13 protein-coding genes and 1 pseudogene are annotated in these 15,323 nt (G+C 58.4%); 5 read left to right on the top strand and 9 right to left on the bottom strand.

Going from position 1 to position 15,323, the window contains the following annotated elements:
* Nucleotides 1–189 precede the first annotated feature (189 nt).
* The 4 genes from B7X90_RS14360 to B7X90_RS14345 all read left to right on the top strand — a co-directional run bounded on the left by B7X90_RS14360 (nucleotide 190) and on the right by B7X90_RS14345 (nucleotide 2,691).
* Entirely contained in the window at nucleotides 190–885 is a 696-nt protein-coding gene (locus B7X90_RS14360; protein WP_292625510.1) for a hypothetical protein, read from the top strand.
* Nucleotides 878–1,099, top strand: coding sequence for an AlpA family transcriptional regulator (locus B7X90_RS14355; RefSeq protein ID WP_292625508.1), 222 nt, complete (start codon nucleotides 878–880; stop codon nucleotides 1,097–1,099). Before B7X90_RS14360 ends, B7X90_RS14355 begins: the two co-directional genes overlap by 8 nt.
* A gap of 213 nt (nucleotides 1,100–1,312) precedes the next feature.
* Entirely contained in the window at nucleotides 1,313–1,630 is a 318-nt protein-coding gene (locus B7X90_RS14350; protein WP_292625505.1) for a sigma factor-like helix-turn-helix DNA-binding protein, read from the top strand.
* Between the two features lie 149 nt (nucleotides 1,631–1,779).
* Nucleotides 1,780–2,691 carry a HEPN domain-containing protein gene (locus B7X90_RS14345; RefSeq protein ID WP_292625503.1) on the top strand — a complete coding sequence of 304 codons (912 nt, stop codon included), beginning with the start codon at nucleotides 1,780–1,782 and terminating at the stop codon, nucleotides 2,689–2,691.
* 211 nt (nucleotides 2,692–2,902) lie between these two features.
* On the opposite strand, the gene B7X90_RS14340 is transcribed toward B7X90_RS14345, so the two are convergent.
* The 6 genes and pseudogenes from B7X90_RS14340 to B7X90_RS14315 form a co-directional block, all read right to left on the bottom strand.
* Entirely contained in the window at nucleotides 2,903–3,031 is a 129-nt protein-coding gene (locus tag B7X90_RS14340) for a hypothetical protein (protein WP_292625500.1), read from the bottom strand.
* Entirely contained in the window at nucleotides 3,031–4,359 is a 1,329-nt protein-coding gene (locus tag B7X90_RS14335; protein WP_292625498.1) for a type II toxin-antitoxin system HipA family toxin, read from the bottom strand. The genes B7X90_RS14340 and B7X90_RS14335 overlap by 1 nt, the downstream gene beginning before the upstream one ends.
* Nucleotides 4,359–4,802 (bottom strand): helix-turn-helix transcriptional regulator, encoded by a 444-nt coding sequence (locus B7X90_RS14330; protein ID WP_292625496.1) that lies wholly within the window; start codon nucleotides 4,800–4,802, stop codon nucleotides 4,359–4,361. The genes B7X90_RS14335 and B7X90_RS14330 overlap by 1 nt, the downstream gene beginning before the upstream one ends.
* 348 nt (nucleotides 4,803–5,150) lie before the next feature.
* Nucleotides 5,151–7,241 (bottom strand): M13 family metallopeptidase, encoded by a 2,091-nt coding sequence (locus B7X90_RS14325; RefSeq protein ID WP_292625495.1) that lies wholly within the window; start codon nucleotides 7,239–7,241, stop codon nucleotides 5,151–5,153.
* Between the two features lie 458 nt (nucleotides 7,242–7,699).
* Entirely contained in the window at nucleotides 7,700–8,731 is a 1,032-nt protein-coding gene (locus tag B7X90_RS14320) for an IS110 family transposase (protein WP_292625512.1), read from the bottom strand.
* An 87-nt stretch (nucleotides 8,732–8,818) separates the two neighbouring features.
* Nucleotides 8,819–9,468: pseudogene (locus tag B7X90_RS14315) on the bottom strand (IS5 family transposase).
* A gap of 148 nt (nucleotides 9,469–9,616) precedes the next feature.
* Between B7X90_RS14315 and B7X90_RS14310 the strand changes: the two are divergent.
* Nucleotides 9,617–9,766, top strand: coding sequence for a hypothetical protein (locus tag B7X90_RS14310; protein WP_292625493.1), 150 nt, complete (start codon nucleotides 9,617–9,619; stop codon nucleotides 9,764–9,766).
* A gap of 251 nt (nucleotides 9,767–10,017) precedes the next feature.
* Here B7X90_RS14310 and B7X90_RS14305 read toward each other — a convergent pair whose 3' ends face one another.
* The 3 genes from B7X90_RS14305 to B7X90_RS14295 all read right to left on the bottom strand — a co-directional run.
* The gene (locus B7X90_RS14305) at nucleotides 10,018–11,598 is read right to left on the bottom strand and encodes an alkaline phosphatase D family protein (protein WP_292625491.1); all 1,581 of its coding nucleotides are present in this window, start codon (nucleotides 11,596–11,598) and stop codon (nucleotides 10,018–10,020) included.
* Nucleotides 11,582–12,913 carry a serine/threonine protein phosphatase gene (locus B7X90_RS14300; protein WP_292625490.1) on the bottom strand — a complete coding sequence of 444 codons (1,332 nt, stop codon included), beginning with the start codon at nucleotides 12,911–12,913 and terminating at the stop codon, nucleotides 11,582–11,584. The genes B7X90_RS14305 and B7X90_RS14300 overlap by 17 nt, the downstream gene beginning before the upstream one ends.
* A gap of 148 nt (nucleotides 12,914–13,061) precedes the next feature.
* Nucleotides 13,062–15,323: TonB-dependent receptor (locus tag B7X90_RS14295; protein ID WP_292625488.1), on the bottom strand; the 2,262-nt coding region annotated here is incomplete at its 5' end.

Genomic DNA, 15,323 nt, shown 5'->3' with positions numbered 1-15,323 from the left:
ACAGCGGGAACGGTCATCATGAGCATCCCGATCATTCCAAATCTGATCATCTTCCATCTCGTCGCATTGCTTCGAATCGAAATGGAACGTATGGTGAACATGCGGGTGTAGGAAAATTGGACTCGCACTTCCGCCGGTTCGACCAAGCAAAAAGCGACGGGAAAGACCTGTCAGGCCGACCTTCGCGCAATGTCGAACGGCCAGAGCGCAAATTGGGCGGGATCCCGAGCAGCGCTTGCCGAAATTTGCGCAACGGCGTCGGATTTTTGCGCGAATCGCAAAAGCCGAATTATTCGGCCCTTCCTCTATGTTCCTTTTATGTTCTTTTCATTTTCCTACATCCTTCCTCTTGGCTTAGCCGATGAGTCGATCATTTCAGCCACAGGAGAAACAGCTATGATCGACATGGGCGTACTTGGTGAAACCCAGACCCGGCAGGAGCTCGCGCACCTGCTTCACACCGCCGTTGAACGGAGCGGTCGCAACCGCTGCGAAATCGCGCGCGAGGCCGACATTCACAAAGATGCGCTGCGCCGGACGCTGGTCGGAGAGCGTAGCCCGAGCGTGGGTGAAGCTCTTCGCATCCTCGCATCATCGGGCATGGCGCCGCATGCGCACCTTCTGTTGTTCCTCGGCGCCGGTGGTGACCAGGCAATCCGTTGGCTGCAGACCGACATTGCCCGCTTCTTCGAAGAGCTGGTCGGCGAACTTCCTTCTGCCCTCGAGCGTGTCCTTGGCAACCAGGTGCATGACGTAAAGCCCCGCTGGGCAAAAGGCACCGCGCATCGTATGGCAAGGCTGCTCGCTGATCACATCGACGAACTCGAGCGCAAGGATGCCCTGCTCGGTGAAAGCGGCGCTGGCTTTGGAGGGCGCCATGGCTGATGCAGAACCCTCTGCCGCGCCCGAGCCACGCAGAATTACTCGACTGATCCGCTTCAAGGAGGTCCAGCACCGTGTCAGCCTAGGCCGATCCACGATCTATCGGTGGATGGCCGAAGGAAAATTCCCGAAACCGGTTCAGCTGGGTGGATATGCCGTGGCATGGGCTGAAGAGGACATCCAAGCCTGGATTGGCTCCCAGACCTTGAAAGCCTGAGCTGACCTCAGCTCCCGGACCGGTAACTGCGGCTCGCGCGACACGCCATCCACTATCGTCAGGTCAGACGCCTGCGCTGTTGCTCACGCTTACGGCGAGGCCGTCTCTGGGCCGGTCCCTGCCCGCCTCGGCGTGCATGGCAACCCGGCTACGCCGGGTCCTTCGCTGCGCTTCGGCCCTTGCGGGTGCAATGCGCGCCTGGGCGGCGGGCCGTTGGACCGCCTGCCGCCGCCCTCGCCGCTCGGGCGAAGTCATCGTGTCGGCTGGGACTGCCTTATGAAAATGCAAGGTATCGCCGGTCTGCTGGAGCAGCTTCCTCTCTTGAAGCGCTGGACAATGCGTCGACGGCTTGTCCGTATGCGCAAGGCCCTGCTTGCCTTGTCGCCATTGCACCAAAGCGTGTTCCACATGATCCGCTTCGAAGGGATGTCGGTCCATCAAGCCGCACAGCAACTGCGCTTGCCTTCGCGAGGGGTCGAGAAATTGCTGACTGAAGTGATCATCGCGCTGGCCGAGGCTGCACGACGATGAGCGGACTCAGACGCCGACGTCAGCAGTCCGTCGGTCTACCCGTCGTCAACTTTGTGCCATTTGGTCACGTGCAGTCTGCCGCAACCACGATCGCGGCCATTCGCACTTTGCCCTTGGCAGGAGGCACAAAACCGTCGAATCTGCATTCCATGAACTTCAGCCTCGATCATCTGCCAGAAGGAAAACGGCGTGAACTCGCGCACGTCGTCGAGACTGTGCGCGCAGGCTTTGCCGAGGCGATTGCGTCGCGCACGCAGCCCCGCTATCGCGCAGGCAAGCTGCTCAAGATCGTTCTATTCGGATCCTATGCCCGCGGCGACTGGATCGAGGATCCGGTTGGCCGGTATTTCTCGGACTATGACCTGCTGGTTGTCGTGAACCACGACGATCTCACTGATATTGCGGAGTTTTGGGAAGCGACCGAGAACAAGCTGCTGGCAGACCTGTCGGCAGGCACGGTGCTGCGCACGCCCGTCAGCCTGATCTATCACAGCCTCGAAGACGTGAACGACAAGCTGCGGCTTGGCCGGTACTTCTTTATGGACATCCTCAAGGATGGCATTTTGCTGTTCGAGGAACCCGGCTTTCCCTTCGTCGAGCCGCTGCCACTGTCGCGCGAACAGGCCCTCAAGGAAACGCAGGACTATTTTGACGACTGGTTTGAAAGCGCATCAACATTTCTCAAAACTAGCTTGCTAGTTGCCGAGATGGTTCGCCCCAAAGAAGCGGTTTTCTTACTCCACCAGGCGACTGAGCGCTTCTATCACTGTCTTTTCCTTGTTCGGACGCTCTATTCGCCGAAGACCCACAATCTGAACCGCCTGCGGGATATGGCCGAGGAACTCGAGCCTGCGCTCAAGGATGTCTGGCCGCGCACCGGGCGCTTCGAAAAGCGGTGCTATGCCCTGCTGCGCGATGCCTACGTCAAAGCCCGCTATTCGCCAGCGTACAGGATCTCCGCTGACGAACTGGCCTGGATTGCCGAGCGAGTCAAAGTGCTTCAGGACAAAGTGAGGAGCGCCTGCGAGGCGCGCATCGAGGACCTTGCCAGGGCCGCCTGACGGGACCGGTGACCATCATGCATCGGAAGGATCGGCCCTAACAGATTGTTACCGTCCTGCTGGCACTGTCATCTGAAAACACGGCTCTGCCCCATGCAAAGTCCTGCTCGTTCAGGATCACGTCCACGGCCTGGAAGTCGACGACAGTGAACTGCAGCCATACGAAAATCTCGGCGACCCATTCGACAAACTAGGGCTTCAATGCCTAGGGTTAGGTCAATGCAATCGGGCCATTGGCGTTGATGTTGCCAAGCGTGTGACGCGCGGCGCGCAGCAAGGGCGAGCGCTGTAGCGTCAGCTCGATCTCCATCGCAGAGGCAAACGGCGGATGGGTCGTCATTAGCTGAGATTCCATCCACCGCCGCGCAGCACGTGCGCATCGCGTTCCCGCAAGGCGAGACCAAGATGCAGCTCCGCATTCAGCTGTGTAGCCACCTCGCCGATGAGATTGTCGAGCGGCCGCATCTCTTGTGAGAAGTCCGCGCACAGGTTCTCCATGGTCTCAAGGAGCTCTTTTGCTGCCGAAACCAGGATCCTTCTTGCGCCAGCTGCAGGAATGCCAAGGGCAATGCAAAACCCCTCCAAGTCGGCGGCTGTTATCTCATGGGGGATATGGGCATCCCCGATCCGGAAGGCGAGATCTTCACGGAAGCCTGCGACCATTTGCACCGGCACCAGATCATAAAATGGCGCCAGCACAGGGCCCTGTCCTGGCACGTGCAGGAGGGCGTGGTTCTTCGCATGGTTGTCATTGTTCCCGATGAGCAGGTTGAACAGGGTCAAACGCAGAAACTGCTCTCGGGCCAGTGCGGGCCGGTCCGTAGCGTCAAGGATGCGGGCTATGGCTTTGGTATCGAAGCGACGCCCCTCGCGGCCACGCCGTTCGTATTTGAGATCAGCAGGAAGACCGAGCGCCTGCGCGAAATCTTCCTGGTGTACGCGGTAAACCCGGTCCTCCTCCACCCAGCGATCATAGCGGGTGATGAGCAACACCTCTTGCCCCTCGACGTCGCCTGCAACACAGGCACCGACATTAAAGCCTGCCTGCTGGGCCAGTGCGGTGACGAACGCTTCGTGCTGAGCTTCATGACGATGATTGGGGTCAGGAATTTTGAGGATATGGGTCGTCGGAGCCCCTGAACCCATTTTCGGCAAACCGAACCGGTCGCCCGGCAAAGCCGCAAGCGATATCTTTCTGCGAAAGCCTGCGACCGGTGATGGATCGCGCGTTTCTGCTGGCAGCGGGCGTCCCTGTGCAAGGCGCAAGACGAGGTCGGCAAAGTCCTCTTCACTCAAGACGTCATAGTCCTGCCCGAGCGATCCTGGCCGCTTAATGGGAGGATGATCCTGCGGGAGCGCGCTGACAGCTCCCGAGCAGTCTGCGCCGACATGGGCCAGCAGGCCAACCATATCGCCGCGATCCAGACCTTCTCGCACAACGATCCGTTCAAGCTGATCGTTTTCGTGCAAGAGATTGCTGAAGAAGGCGCGCGAGGTCGCATCGCCGAAAGGATCTTCCCGCAGCGGCAGGGACAACGATAGCGGAAAGTTCGCAGCAGTATGGACCCACTCTGGCGCATAGGTGAATTGCACCGCTCCGTTGTCGTCCGCAGTCAGCAGACCAACAGGCTCAGAGGATGTTTCGACCCAGACATTGAGGGATCGCATCAAACGCGGCGCTTCTTGGCAAAGAGGTCGACGCCGGCAGCGCTTGCGCAAGCAAGGACTTTATCGAATTCGAGGCTGGGCTTGCCCCCTTCAAGCTCGGAAACAAAACGGCGACCAACCCCTGCGTGTGCCGCAAATTCGGCTTGATTCATCTTCATCGCCTTCCGGACATCACGGACCATCCGTCCCAGTTCAGCAATCGATGTGAGCTGTGTCGGGATTCTGCCAACTGTTTCGGTGATGACCGGCTCCGACTTTCCCTCAGACACTGACAGCTGCGACAGGATCGCCAGATTGGGATGCAGCGCCTTGAGCATTCCGCCTTGAGCAACAAGCGGGTGCTTTCCAAGAGCCGTGATCAATGCAGCACCCGAGCCCGCCGACGTCATGCGTGACGCAAGCAGGAGGTTTGCGGCCGCAGACAGTTCGAACTCGACGCTCATCAATTGCTCCCTTTCGGGAGCATATATGCTCCAAATCGCCTTAAATGTCAATAAATGACCCTGCTCGGGATCAATTCAATTTGATTAGCCAATCATCGATGAAATTGCTACCGTTCGGGAGCGAAATGGCGGTCGTGACTACCGCCGCCTGCGCCTAGGTTCGTTACGCGCGGGGGCCAGTTCCGGCCGACGCGAACGGCACCTCGTGGGACTGTGCGGTCGTTCAACAGCGATATATGAACGGCAGGTTTTCCGATTAGCCGACGCTTGTCGCCCATCTGACCAGTTATGTTCGCTGATACATGACTAATGACGTTTCTCACGCAGTGCACTTTTATGGTAGTTCGATTACCATATTTTGACGCGATTTTCCGGCGCGATGTACATTTTCGAGTCCGGGCCGATGCCAAAGGCCTCATACCACGCGTCGATGTTGCGCAGTGGCCCAAGCACTCGAAACCGCGCGGGGCTATGCGGGTCACTTGCAAGCTGTTGCACCACAACTTCATCCCGCTGCTTCGACTGCCACGCCTGTGCATACGCGAGAAAGAAGCGCTGTTCACCGGTCAGCCCATCGATCACCGGTGCCGGTTTGCCATTTAAGAATAGACGATAAGCGTCGAGCGACACCTGTAACCCGACCATGTCGGCGATATTCTCGCCCATCGTTAGTTTCGGGTTGATGAAGTGCCCCGGGACGGGCTCGTATTCTGCGTACTGCGCCCCAAAATCCTCTGCCTTTGCATCAAACCGCTCAGCGTCTTGAGGAGTCCACCAGTCACGCAACCGACCATCCTCGTCGATTGTACGTCCTTGGTCGTCGAAGCCATGCGCAATCTCATGCCCAATAACTGCGCCGATCGCACCGTAATTGACTGCATCGTCGGCGATCAGCGAGAACATTGGAGGCTGGAGGATGCCAGCAGGGAACACGATCTTGTTCTCGAAAGGCCCGTTGTAGGCATCCATTGTCTGCGGAGTCATATCCCAAAGCGTCTTGTCGACTGGCTTACCGGGCATTGCGCTCTCGTAGTCCCAATTGAACGCGCCAACCCGCGCGACATTGCCAAGTAAGTCGTCGGGTTTGAGCTCCAGTTGCGAATAGTCCCGGAACTTATCGGGGTAGCCAACCATTACGTCCATCTTAGCGAGCTTGGCCAATCCCGCCTGCTTGGTCTCGGGCGCCATCCAGTCGTTGTCGCGTATTCGCGCAGCCATCGCTATTTTGAGATTGACAACCATTTCCTCCATCTTGGTCTTCGAGCTCGGCGTGAAGTGCTTCTCCACGTAAGTCTGGCCGAGCAGTTCACCGAGCGAGGTATCAATAAGCTGCACGGCGCGTGTCCAGCGCGGACGCAATTCGCTTGCGCCACTCAGCACCTTGGTGAACGCAAAGCGGCTCTGTACGAATTCGTCGGACAGAAACGGCGAGGCCTCGTGCACTGCACGCGCAGCCTGCCAAGCCTTAAGCACTGGCAGCGGAGTCGCCGCATACACCTTAGCCACATCGACCACCGCTGAGTTGTCGGTCACAATGATCTTCCGATCGACAGGGACTCTGGCCGAGGCGAAGAATGCGCTCCATTCAATTTCCGGGGCATAGGCCACCAGCTCGGCGAGCGTCATTGGATTGTTCAGCTTGCCCAAGTCACGCAGATCGGCGGCCGACCACTTTACCGTTGCGAGGCTGGTCTCGAATGCCATCACGCCGTCGGCAGTGCCCGATGGGTCGGCTTGACCGACCATCGTAAAGATTCGCTCCAGATAGACGCGGTAGGCTTGCCGTTGGTTGGCAAACCGTTCCTCCAGGTAATAATCGCGGTCGGGCAGACCGAGCCCGCCAGTAATGACGAACAGGCTGCTGACCGTAGGGTCGTTCGGGTCGGCGAAGGGGAACATCTCAATCAGCGAGCCGCCGAAGGTGTCATGCACCCGGCCCATGTCTCGCGTAAATGCGGCTCGGTCGGGCAGTGCAGTGATGGCATCTAGCCGCGGTTGGAGAGGTGCGACACCTAGCGTCTCTACTCTCTCTTTATCTATAAAACTGCTATATAGCGCGCCGAGTTGGCTCTCAGGTTCCGAGCTGGTGATGATCTGCAGCAACTGGCCTTCGGTAACTTTGCGAATATCCCAGCCCACGCTGGCCGACGACTGATCGGCAGGAATCTTCGTGCGACCCTTCCATGCCCCGCTGGCGAAGATGTCGAAATCGTCGCCGGGCTTTACCGAAGGATCCATCGCAGTGCGGTCATAACCCCATTTGCCGAAATTGCGTGGGTTCACATCGCCCGTCGCTGCCTTTTCCGATGCGACGGTCTCCACGTTGGCATCGGTGGCGATCAAAACACGCGCCTGTGCAGCAGCGACCTCAGAGTTCGCGGCGTAGGCGGATATTGCCAACGCCGTTGTGGTGGCGAGTGCTGTGTGTTTCCAGGCCATTAAACTTTCTTCCACAGTAGTCGAATGCTACAGCATACGTGGCGCATCGCCGGAATGCAAGCAACAACTCGGATGAGCTGTACAGTTGAAATAAGAGACGTCCAAACAACTTGTCTCCGCTTGCAGTATTGTGACTGCCGCTCGTTTTGTTGGCATTGGCACTGAAGCCTAGGCCCAGGACTTCTGTGGTTGCCGCCCGTGGTACATGAAGATTTTGATCCGAGTGTGCGAGTCATCGAGTGCGGTCTTCTGTAAGGCCTTCGATTGCGGCATTGTCGGAAGCCGCTGGCCGGTATGGTGATCCGCAGATCAGATCCAAATCTCATTGGCGAGCTGTATCGCTCAGAGTCCTGAACTGGTTTTTCTGACCCAGATCTGTTCGATCATTTTGCCCATTCGAGTCGTCGCCTTCTCACACCCCCTTTATCCGGCCTTTAGCAGATTGTGCAGCATGTTGCTCATGCTGCCGCCACCAGTGCCGGAACTCGGTAATCCTCATTCTTTGCCATCAATGCCCAGATTGTCCGTGCCATCTTGTTGGCCAAAGCAATTGCCACAAGCATCCGCGGCTTTCGCGCTGCAATGCGCGCCAGCCACGAATCCGCTAGGATTGATTTTCGGCCCAGCCAGTTCAGACGCGACATGGCGCCTATGATCAGCAGCCTGCGGATATCAGCCTGCCCAGCCTTGGAAGTGCGACCAAGCCGCTCCTTACCCCCTGAGGAGAACTGGCGCGGAACGAGGCCCAGCCAGGCCGCAAAGTCGCGGCCACAGCTAAAGCTGTCTATCGGCGGGGCAAAAGCCTCAACTGCCAGCGCGGTCAACGGGCCAACTCCGGGGATCGTCTGCAAGCGCCGCGCGGTGTCGGCCTCAGCCGCGAGAACCTTGATCTTCGCGGTTCGAGCGTTGATGTGAACCGACTGTTCGGCGATCTGTTCCAACAGGTCGCGGCATTCCTCACGCACCAAATCGGGCAGGTCGCTGTTCGGCGCATCAAGGATTTCCTCGATCTGTTTGATCTGATGGATTCCCTGCGGAACAGCATGGCCGTATTCATAGAGGCCCGCCCTGAGTGCATTGATCAATTCGGTGCGCTGGCGGACGAGCCTTTCTCGAGCGCAGAACAAAATCGCCCGGCTTTGTTGTTCAGCACACTTCGGCTCGACAAAGCGCATTTCAGGCCGTTGGGCCGCGATCACTATGGCCTGCGCGTCTGCGGCATCGTTCTTCTGCCGCTTCACAAATGGCTTCACGTAATGTGGTGCAATTAGCTTCGCCTCATGGCCAAGCCTGATCATCTCGCGGGCCCAGTAATGCGCGCTGCCACAAGCTTCCATAACAACCACCGCTGGAGGCTGCTCGGCCATGAACCTGGGGAAACTTTGCCGCGACAGCTTCTTGCGGAACTTCTCTTGCCCCGTCATCGACGGGCCGTGGACCTGAAAAACAGCCTTTGCCAGATCCACACCGATCATCGTATTTTTCTGCATTGTTGCCGTCCTTTCCGCTAAGTGGCCTTCAACACCACTTTTTTGGCACATTGCGATGCCGTTCGGGACGGCGGCAACCACCCCATCTCATTGATTGTGCCAGAAGATGACGGTTGCAGCGATGCAGATGGCTGACATGAACGTGTGGGCGCATCTGTCGTAACGGGTATGAATGCGGCGCCAGTCCTTGAGTTTGCCGAACATGTTCTCGATCGTGTGGCGCTGGCCCTGATCGGCCAACAGCGCTTTTGCCCTAGGCAAGGCGTCGATCATCAGCGCCGCGCCCTTGTAGTCGCTCATCTGCCCTTCGCTGAGGAGCATCACCAGTGGCCGGGCTTTGCCATCGCAGACGGCGTGAAGCTTGGAGTTCAGGCCACCTTTGGTGCGTCCGATACGTCGGGGAACAGCCCCTTTTTAAGCAGGCTGGCTGCCGTCCGGTGCGCTTTGAGATGGTTGGTATCGATCATCAACTGGCCCGGCTTGCCACCCTTGGCGGACAGTGCCGCGAAAATTCTGTTGAACACGCCCATACGGCTCGAGCGGATGAACCGGTTGTAGATCGTCTTCGCCGGCCCGCACTCCACAGGGGCATCGCGCCACCGCAGGCCATTACGGATCACGAAGATGATGCCGCTGATAATGCGGCGATCATCGACCCGAGGCATCCCGCGCGACAGCGGAAAATGTGGCTCGATCCGGCGCATCTGCGCCTCCGACAACCACATCAGATCACTCATGGCAGCACCTCCTCGCGCCGCCGTTGAACCAACTGATCGATTCATTCGCAAGCAGTTTAATAGGTCCTGAGCCTCGATCTTCCGCGCGCCAGAGACAGACTATCTCGCTGTTGATTTTCATGTGCATCTCGTCGAGGCTCCACCGCCAGTGACGGAAGCCTCTCATCCGGCTGATGCTCTGCCGCCGAAAATCGCTGGCGAAGAGCGGGCCGACACGGTTCCGCCAAAGCCTTACTTTGTCGTGGCACATATCGATGCTCCGTTCGAAAAGCAGGTCCTCGACGTTCCGCAGACTTAATGGCTAGCGCGCATACATCGTCACCACGGGACGGATCACCTCGGGCGATGAGTTGTAGTAGCGAAAAGGGCTGGTGACAGGCTTGCTCATTGCCCGTAATTACCGCGCTGCAGTTTGCGTTGACAGGCCCCCTAATAGAGCGTGAACCTTGAACGGAACGCGCCAAGGTTCACGGCCGGTGGGGAAGAGAATGATTGCGGTGACTTTGTGGGCAACCTTACCCTCTACTCTCACAACTGTCACAGCGCGGCTCATGCTCGCTCGACAGCGACCCGATCAGGTGTTGCAACGAAACTCGCGAGCATGCTCAGCTTACCGCCCGAACGCTCGACCTGATCGACAACCTTGACGTCAGTCCTCCATAGTTTTGGCGTGATGTCGAATAGCTGATAACCGCGCTGGTCCGTTATAAGCTTCAAATGCGGATTGTTGGACAGTTGATAATCCACGTCTGGAATCGGCCGACCATTGCCATTTGAACTAATTGAAGTGGCGAGGAATTCGATAGCCGCCATCCTGCCGTCAAGAGCGTCGTCGCGCTCAGGTACGGTGCCTACAAAATGGCGATGATAATCGCCTGAGGCAATGACGACATTGGACAGGTCATGGCGCCGGATGCTCTCGACCAGCCGCGCGCGTGCCGGGCGATAGCCATCCCAATCATCAAAGGCGAAGTCGGGGGCAGGCGCATTCGGTCCACTCCGGTCATAGGGCATCACCAATATCTGCTGTGCCAGCAGGTTCCAGGCCCTGCCATGGCCCAGGCCCTCGTCCAGCCATTGCTCCTGCACGGCGCCAAGGAGTGTCGACGACACATGCGCCTCGGGCGGGCAGGCTTTGATCTTGCCGTCATTGCACGGCTGGTCAGACCGGTGGGAGCGTGTGTCCAGCACATGCACGCGTAACAACCGTCCATAGTCCAGTCGGCGATAGGCAGTGACTCCCGACAATGTGGGAAGTTGCGCCCGGCGCACCGGCATATGTTCATACCAGGCCTGGAAAGCGGCGGCGCGGCGCAGCATGAACAACCCGGGATCAGTGCCGTCCTGATCGATGACGCCCGCCCAATTGTTATCGACTTCATGATCGTCGAAAGAGGCGGCAAAGGCGCAGGCGGCATGTGCGGCCTGCAACTGTGGATCGCATTTGTAAAGGGCATAGCGGCGGCGATAGTCGTCAAGGCTATATATCTCGCCCCCGACATGCTGGCGGACCACCTTTGCCGCGCCCGGACTGGGTTCGCCCAGTGACCGGCCACCGCCTTCATAGATATAATCGCCATAATGAAAGATAAGGTCGAGATCAGGCTCCGCCGAAAGGTGGCGCCAGGCGTCAAAATAACCTGTCTCATAATGCTGGCAGCCCGCAACCCCGATCCGCACCCGGTCGGGAAGATCGCCGGGCGCAGGTGCCGTTCTGGCCCGGCCGACGGGGCTGACGTCGGTCCCGGCGATGCTGAACCGATACCAATAGGTGCGATGCGGCAACAGGCCGTCGACTTCGACATGTACCGCATGGGCGAGTTCAGGCCGCGCGATGGCTTCGCCCTTGCGAACGACGCGAGAGAAGCGCTCATCTTCCGACACTTCCCAGCGCACGGGCACTGCCGCTGTCGGCATCCCGCCATGCTCGTCCAGCGGCCGCGGTGCGAGCCGGGTCCAGATGACGAAGCCATCCGGCCAGGGATCGCCCGAGGCGACACCGAGCATGAACGGATTCGCGCCGAGCGGCGCCGCCCATAGCGGAAACGATCCAATACCGGACGCCAATAGGAGGCCCCCCGTGGAGCGAAGCAGAGTACGTCGATCGAGACCGTCAGTTTGCAGCGTCATCGTCACTCCTCTTCGTGGAATCGAACCGTTGATGAAAATCGCCGAGGCCAATGACGAAATCGTCGCGCCTCAGATATTCCGCGTCGGGAAGGTCTGCGAAGCCTTCATGTTCTTTGTACCAGGCGGCATAATCCTTCATTTCTATGCTGAATTTTTTGTAATGAGTTGAATAGGTGCGCACGCGAACAGTCGGCTTGTCGCCATCCAGCCGGAAGGTCAGCAACCGCATCCAGCCGTCGCCAAGCGTGGCGCCGGAATCTTTTCGGCCCAAATCCTTGGCGACCTGCCATCGGCCCTGATAGTCCGCCATCATCTGATGGACTTCATGCCCAAATAGATTGCGGTCGACGCTATAGCCCTGTCCACCGATATGGCCACTGAGCACTAGGAATATCTGGTCGTTACGGCTGATGAACTCGTCCCAGATCATCTGCGGATTGTTGTCGCGAAAATCGAGGATGCTGTTGTCGGGGTTGGAATTGTCGTCGCGCGCACCATCGCGATCCAGATAATCGTGGGTAGTGACAATCGTCGGCATGTTCGGGAAACGGTGGATCACGCGTGTCGCCCAGGCTAGCGAAGCGTCCGGCGCCTGATATTGCAGGCCGATGTGCAGGAAGCGGCACTGGCCCGAGGCGAAGATCTGCGCGCTGTCGGCGCCTCCGTCATGGGAATCGACATACCAAGGCTGTGACTTGAAGAAGACCGACTGATCGGAAAAGGCGGACTGGAAGCCGGCAAGGCCGCCCAGGTGGCGGATTCCAGTCTTCAGTCGCCCCGTCGCCTCGGGTCGCGGCGGGTGCGTGGGGTCTGTCCACAGCGCGTCGAAATCATGATTGCCGGGCACAACCGAGAAGGGCAGCCGCCCCGCGATCAGCTCGAAGCCATTGATAGCGCTTGGAATTTCGACCGTCCGCGTCTGCTCTCTCGGACTTTCTGCGACTTCCGAGCTCATGGCATTGGGCATGGCCTTGAAGCCACGTGCCGTATGGGCAGGGTCCGACCACTGCGAATAATGCTGCCAGACATCACCCAGATGCGTGGCAAATACGATGTCGCCGCCCACGCTTTGCGCATGGTCGGCCACATAGCGCATCTGCTCGTAGAATAGTTCCGCGCTGTCGATCGGAAATCCAGCAGCCTTTTGATGCTTGTAATCGACATAATTCTGCGTGTCGGGAATGACGGCTACGGTGAACGCCCCGCATTGGGCTTGTCTGTCCTCGGTCGCGTTGGCCGTTGCGGGATGCACCAACAGCGCAGCCGCCCAGATGACACCGGTCTTAGCCCTTTGGATCGTTCGATGCGTCTTCATTGCTCCGCCTCCGATGGATGGATGTCGATCTCGTCCGATTCCGGCCGGAATTGATCAGCAGGACCCGATGCGGTGGAGCGAACCGATGCCTCCTGGATGAACCAGGAGGCATCGACTTTCCTGTCCGCGCGTGGATTTGTGATCGGGATCAAAGCTTCGTGTTGACGCTCACGAAGAAGTTCCTGCCGATATTGTCGAAAATGCCACCCGCGCCCATATAGGTGTCGGGAACCTGAGGCGGTTGCACATCGAACACATTGTTTATGCCGAAGGTGATGCGGTAATTTTCGTTAATGTCATATCCCAGTGACATATCGTTATAGACCCGGCCTGGCACCTTGTTGGTGTCAAAGGTCTCATCGGATGCAGCATTGGTGAGGTGAAGCGCAGACCCACGGATGCGAGTGTTCCATGCAATATTAAAGCCGCCGATCCCGTAGCTGGCGAAGACATTGCCCCGGAAGCGCGGGTCGGCCCATCCCGTCACCTGCTTCAGCACGCTCGCCTCGATCCCCGGCACTGCTTCGACCTCCTTCTTGATGAGGTAGGTGCCCTTGAAGCCGATGCTGAACTGTCCTTCGCCAATGCCGGTCCGATAATTGACGCCAAAGTCCACGCCTCGTGCCTTCAGGTTCGATGCGTTGATCTGTTGTGTGGACAGGGTGGCGATGGCGCGAACCAGGCTGTTGGGATCGCGGGTCAACGCCCTGCAGAAGGCATTGTCGATGGTCGGAAGGTCGACGCAATAATTGGCGATCTGATTGCCGGTGAACTGGGTGATGACATTCTTAATGTCGATATCCCAATAGTCGATCGTGACATCCAGGCCGGGGAAGAATTTCGGCTGGAGAATGATGCCTAGGGTCAGGCTGTTTGATGTCTCCGGAGTCAGGGCAGGGTTGCCACCGGTGGTGACCATCGACGTTTCCTGACTGGCCAATCCCGGCCTGCCGATACCGAGCGCGCGACAGTTCGCCTCACGCGTCGCGCTGAGGTTGATATTCTGGGCTTCGCAGGGGTCGTCCAGATTCGACGGCCCGGTGTTGATCGGCTCGTACAGTTCACCAAAATTGGGAACGCGCACACTATGTGAGCGGACACCGCGCAAGGTGATTCCCTGCACCGGCGCCCATGTCAGGCCCGCTTTCCAGGTGTCGGTGGCGCCGAACGTGTTATAGTCCGAATATCGATAGGCGCCTTCAATCTCCAGTCGATGCACGAACGGCAGATCGCGCAGCAATGGCACGACCATTTCGCCATAGAGTTCGGACACGCTGAGCGACGCGTCGATCTCCGCATGGCGGGTGACGCCACCCGAATGGGCGAGTTCACCGGGGATGGCCAGCGCGTCCTCGGTCGTCTTCAGCGTTTCCTTGCGATGTTCCGCGCCGACCGCGATGGAAACATCACCATAGGGCAGGGAAAAGACTGAACCGACGATGCTGCCGCCAAAGATGGCCTGGGTCGTCACCCGCCGTTCGTGCCGCGTAGCGAACATCCATTCGCGCTGCTCCGCCGTCGGTGCGTCACTGCCGAACACATTATAGGGGACGCAGCCTGCCGCCCGCGCCGCCACGTCGCGGCAGATCGGATCGCCCGACACAGGATCAGAGATCACATCACGCGCGGCAATCCAGCGTGAGGCCCTGAGCGTACCGGGGTTCTTGATATTGTTGACAGCGCGCCCGTACTGGAAAAACACACTCCAATCCAGATTGCCCACAAGCCCGCCTGAAAGGTCGTTGGCAAAGGTAATCGTATCGCGCTCCTGCACGTCTCGCCTGATGCCGAACTCCGGGTAGATGCGGGCAAGGGGAAGTCTCGTAAGCCTATTCGCAACCATGAACTGACGGATCGCGCTGGGCAGATAGGGGTTGTCGAGCTGGGCCACGGCGCCGCCGACGCCGTTCAGCCAAGTATTGCGGCTATCTTCGCGATAATAGCTGGTCGTCCCTTCATAAAGGGTGTGCCCATAATCGGCTCGCGCGGAATAGCTGATCGAATCCGTCAGCGCATAATCCAGACGTACGATCGCGGCGAATTGCTTCAGCGGTGACAGAAGCTGTTCGCCCGAAACCAGCGGGAACGTGCCTTCGGTATAATATTCTCCGGTTCCAGCAACATATTCGCCTGGAGTTGAAATTGGATGGATACTTTGTTTCTTAACGTCTCCGTTCAGGTAAACGTAGTTAACATTGTTAAGCACGAATGTCGGATATTTGTTCAAACGCGCTGCGGCCCAATTATAATAGATTATCGAATCCGGAATGCCATCGTTCATGCTCTTATTCGCGGGATTGGACTGATACACTATAGGGAACCTCGAACAATGTGGTTTCCGGCTGACGCTGGTGGCGTGATGGCTATTCTGCGGGCGCTGACGCCGATTTTGGTTTACTCGGTGCCCTGA

It is taken from the genome of Novosphingobium sp. 17-62-19, from assembly GCF_002256775.1.
Lineage (GTDB): Bacteria > Pseudomonadota > Alphaproteobacteria > Sphingomonadales > Sphingomonadaceae > Novosphingobium.
The sequence above is the reverse complement of the archived record's forward strand: the minus strand, read 5'-3'. Positions and strand labels throughout refer to the sequence as shown.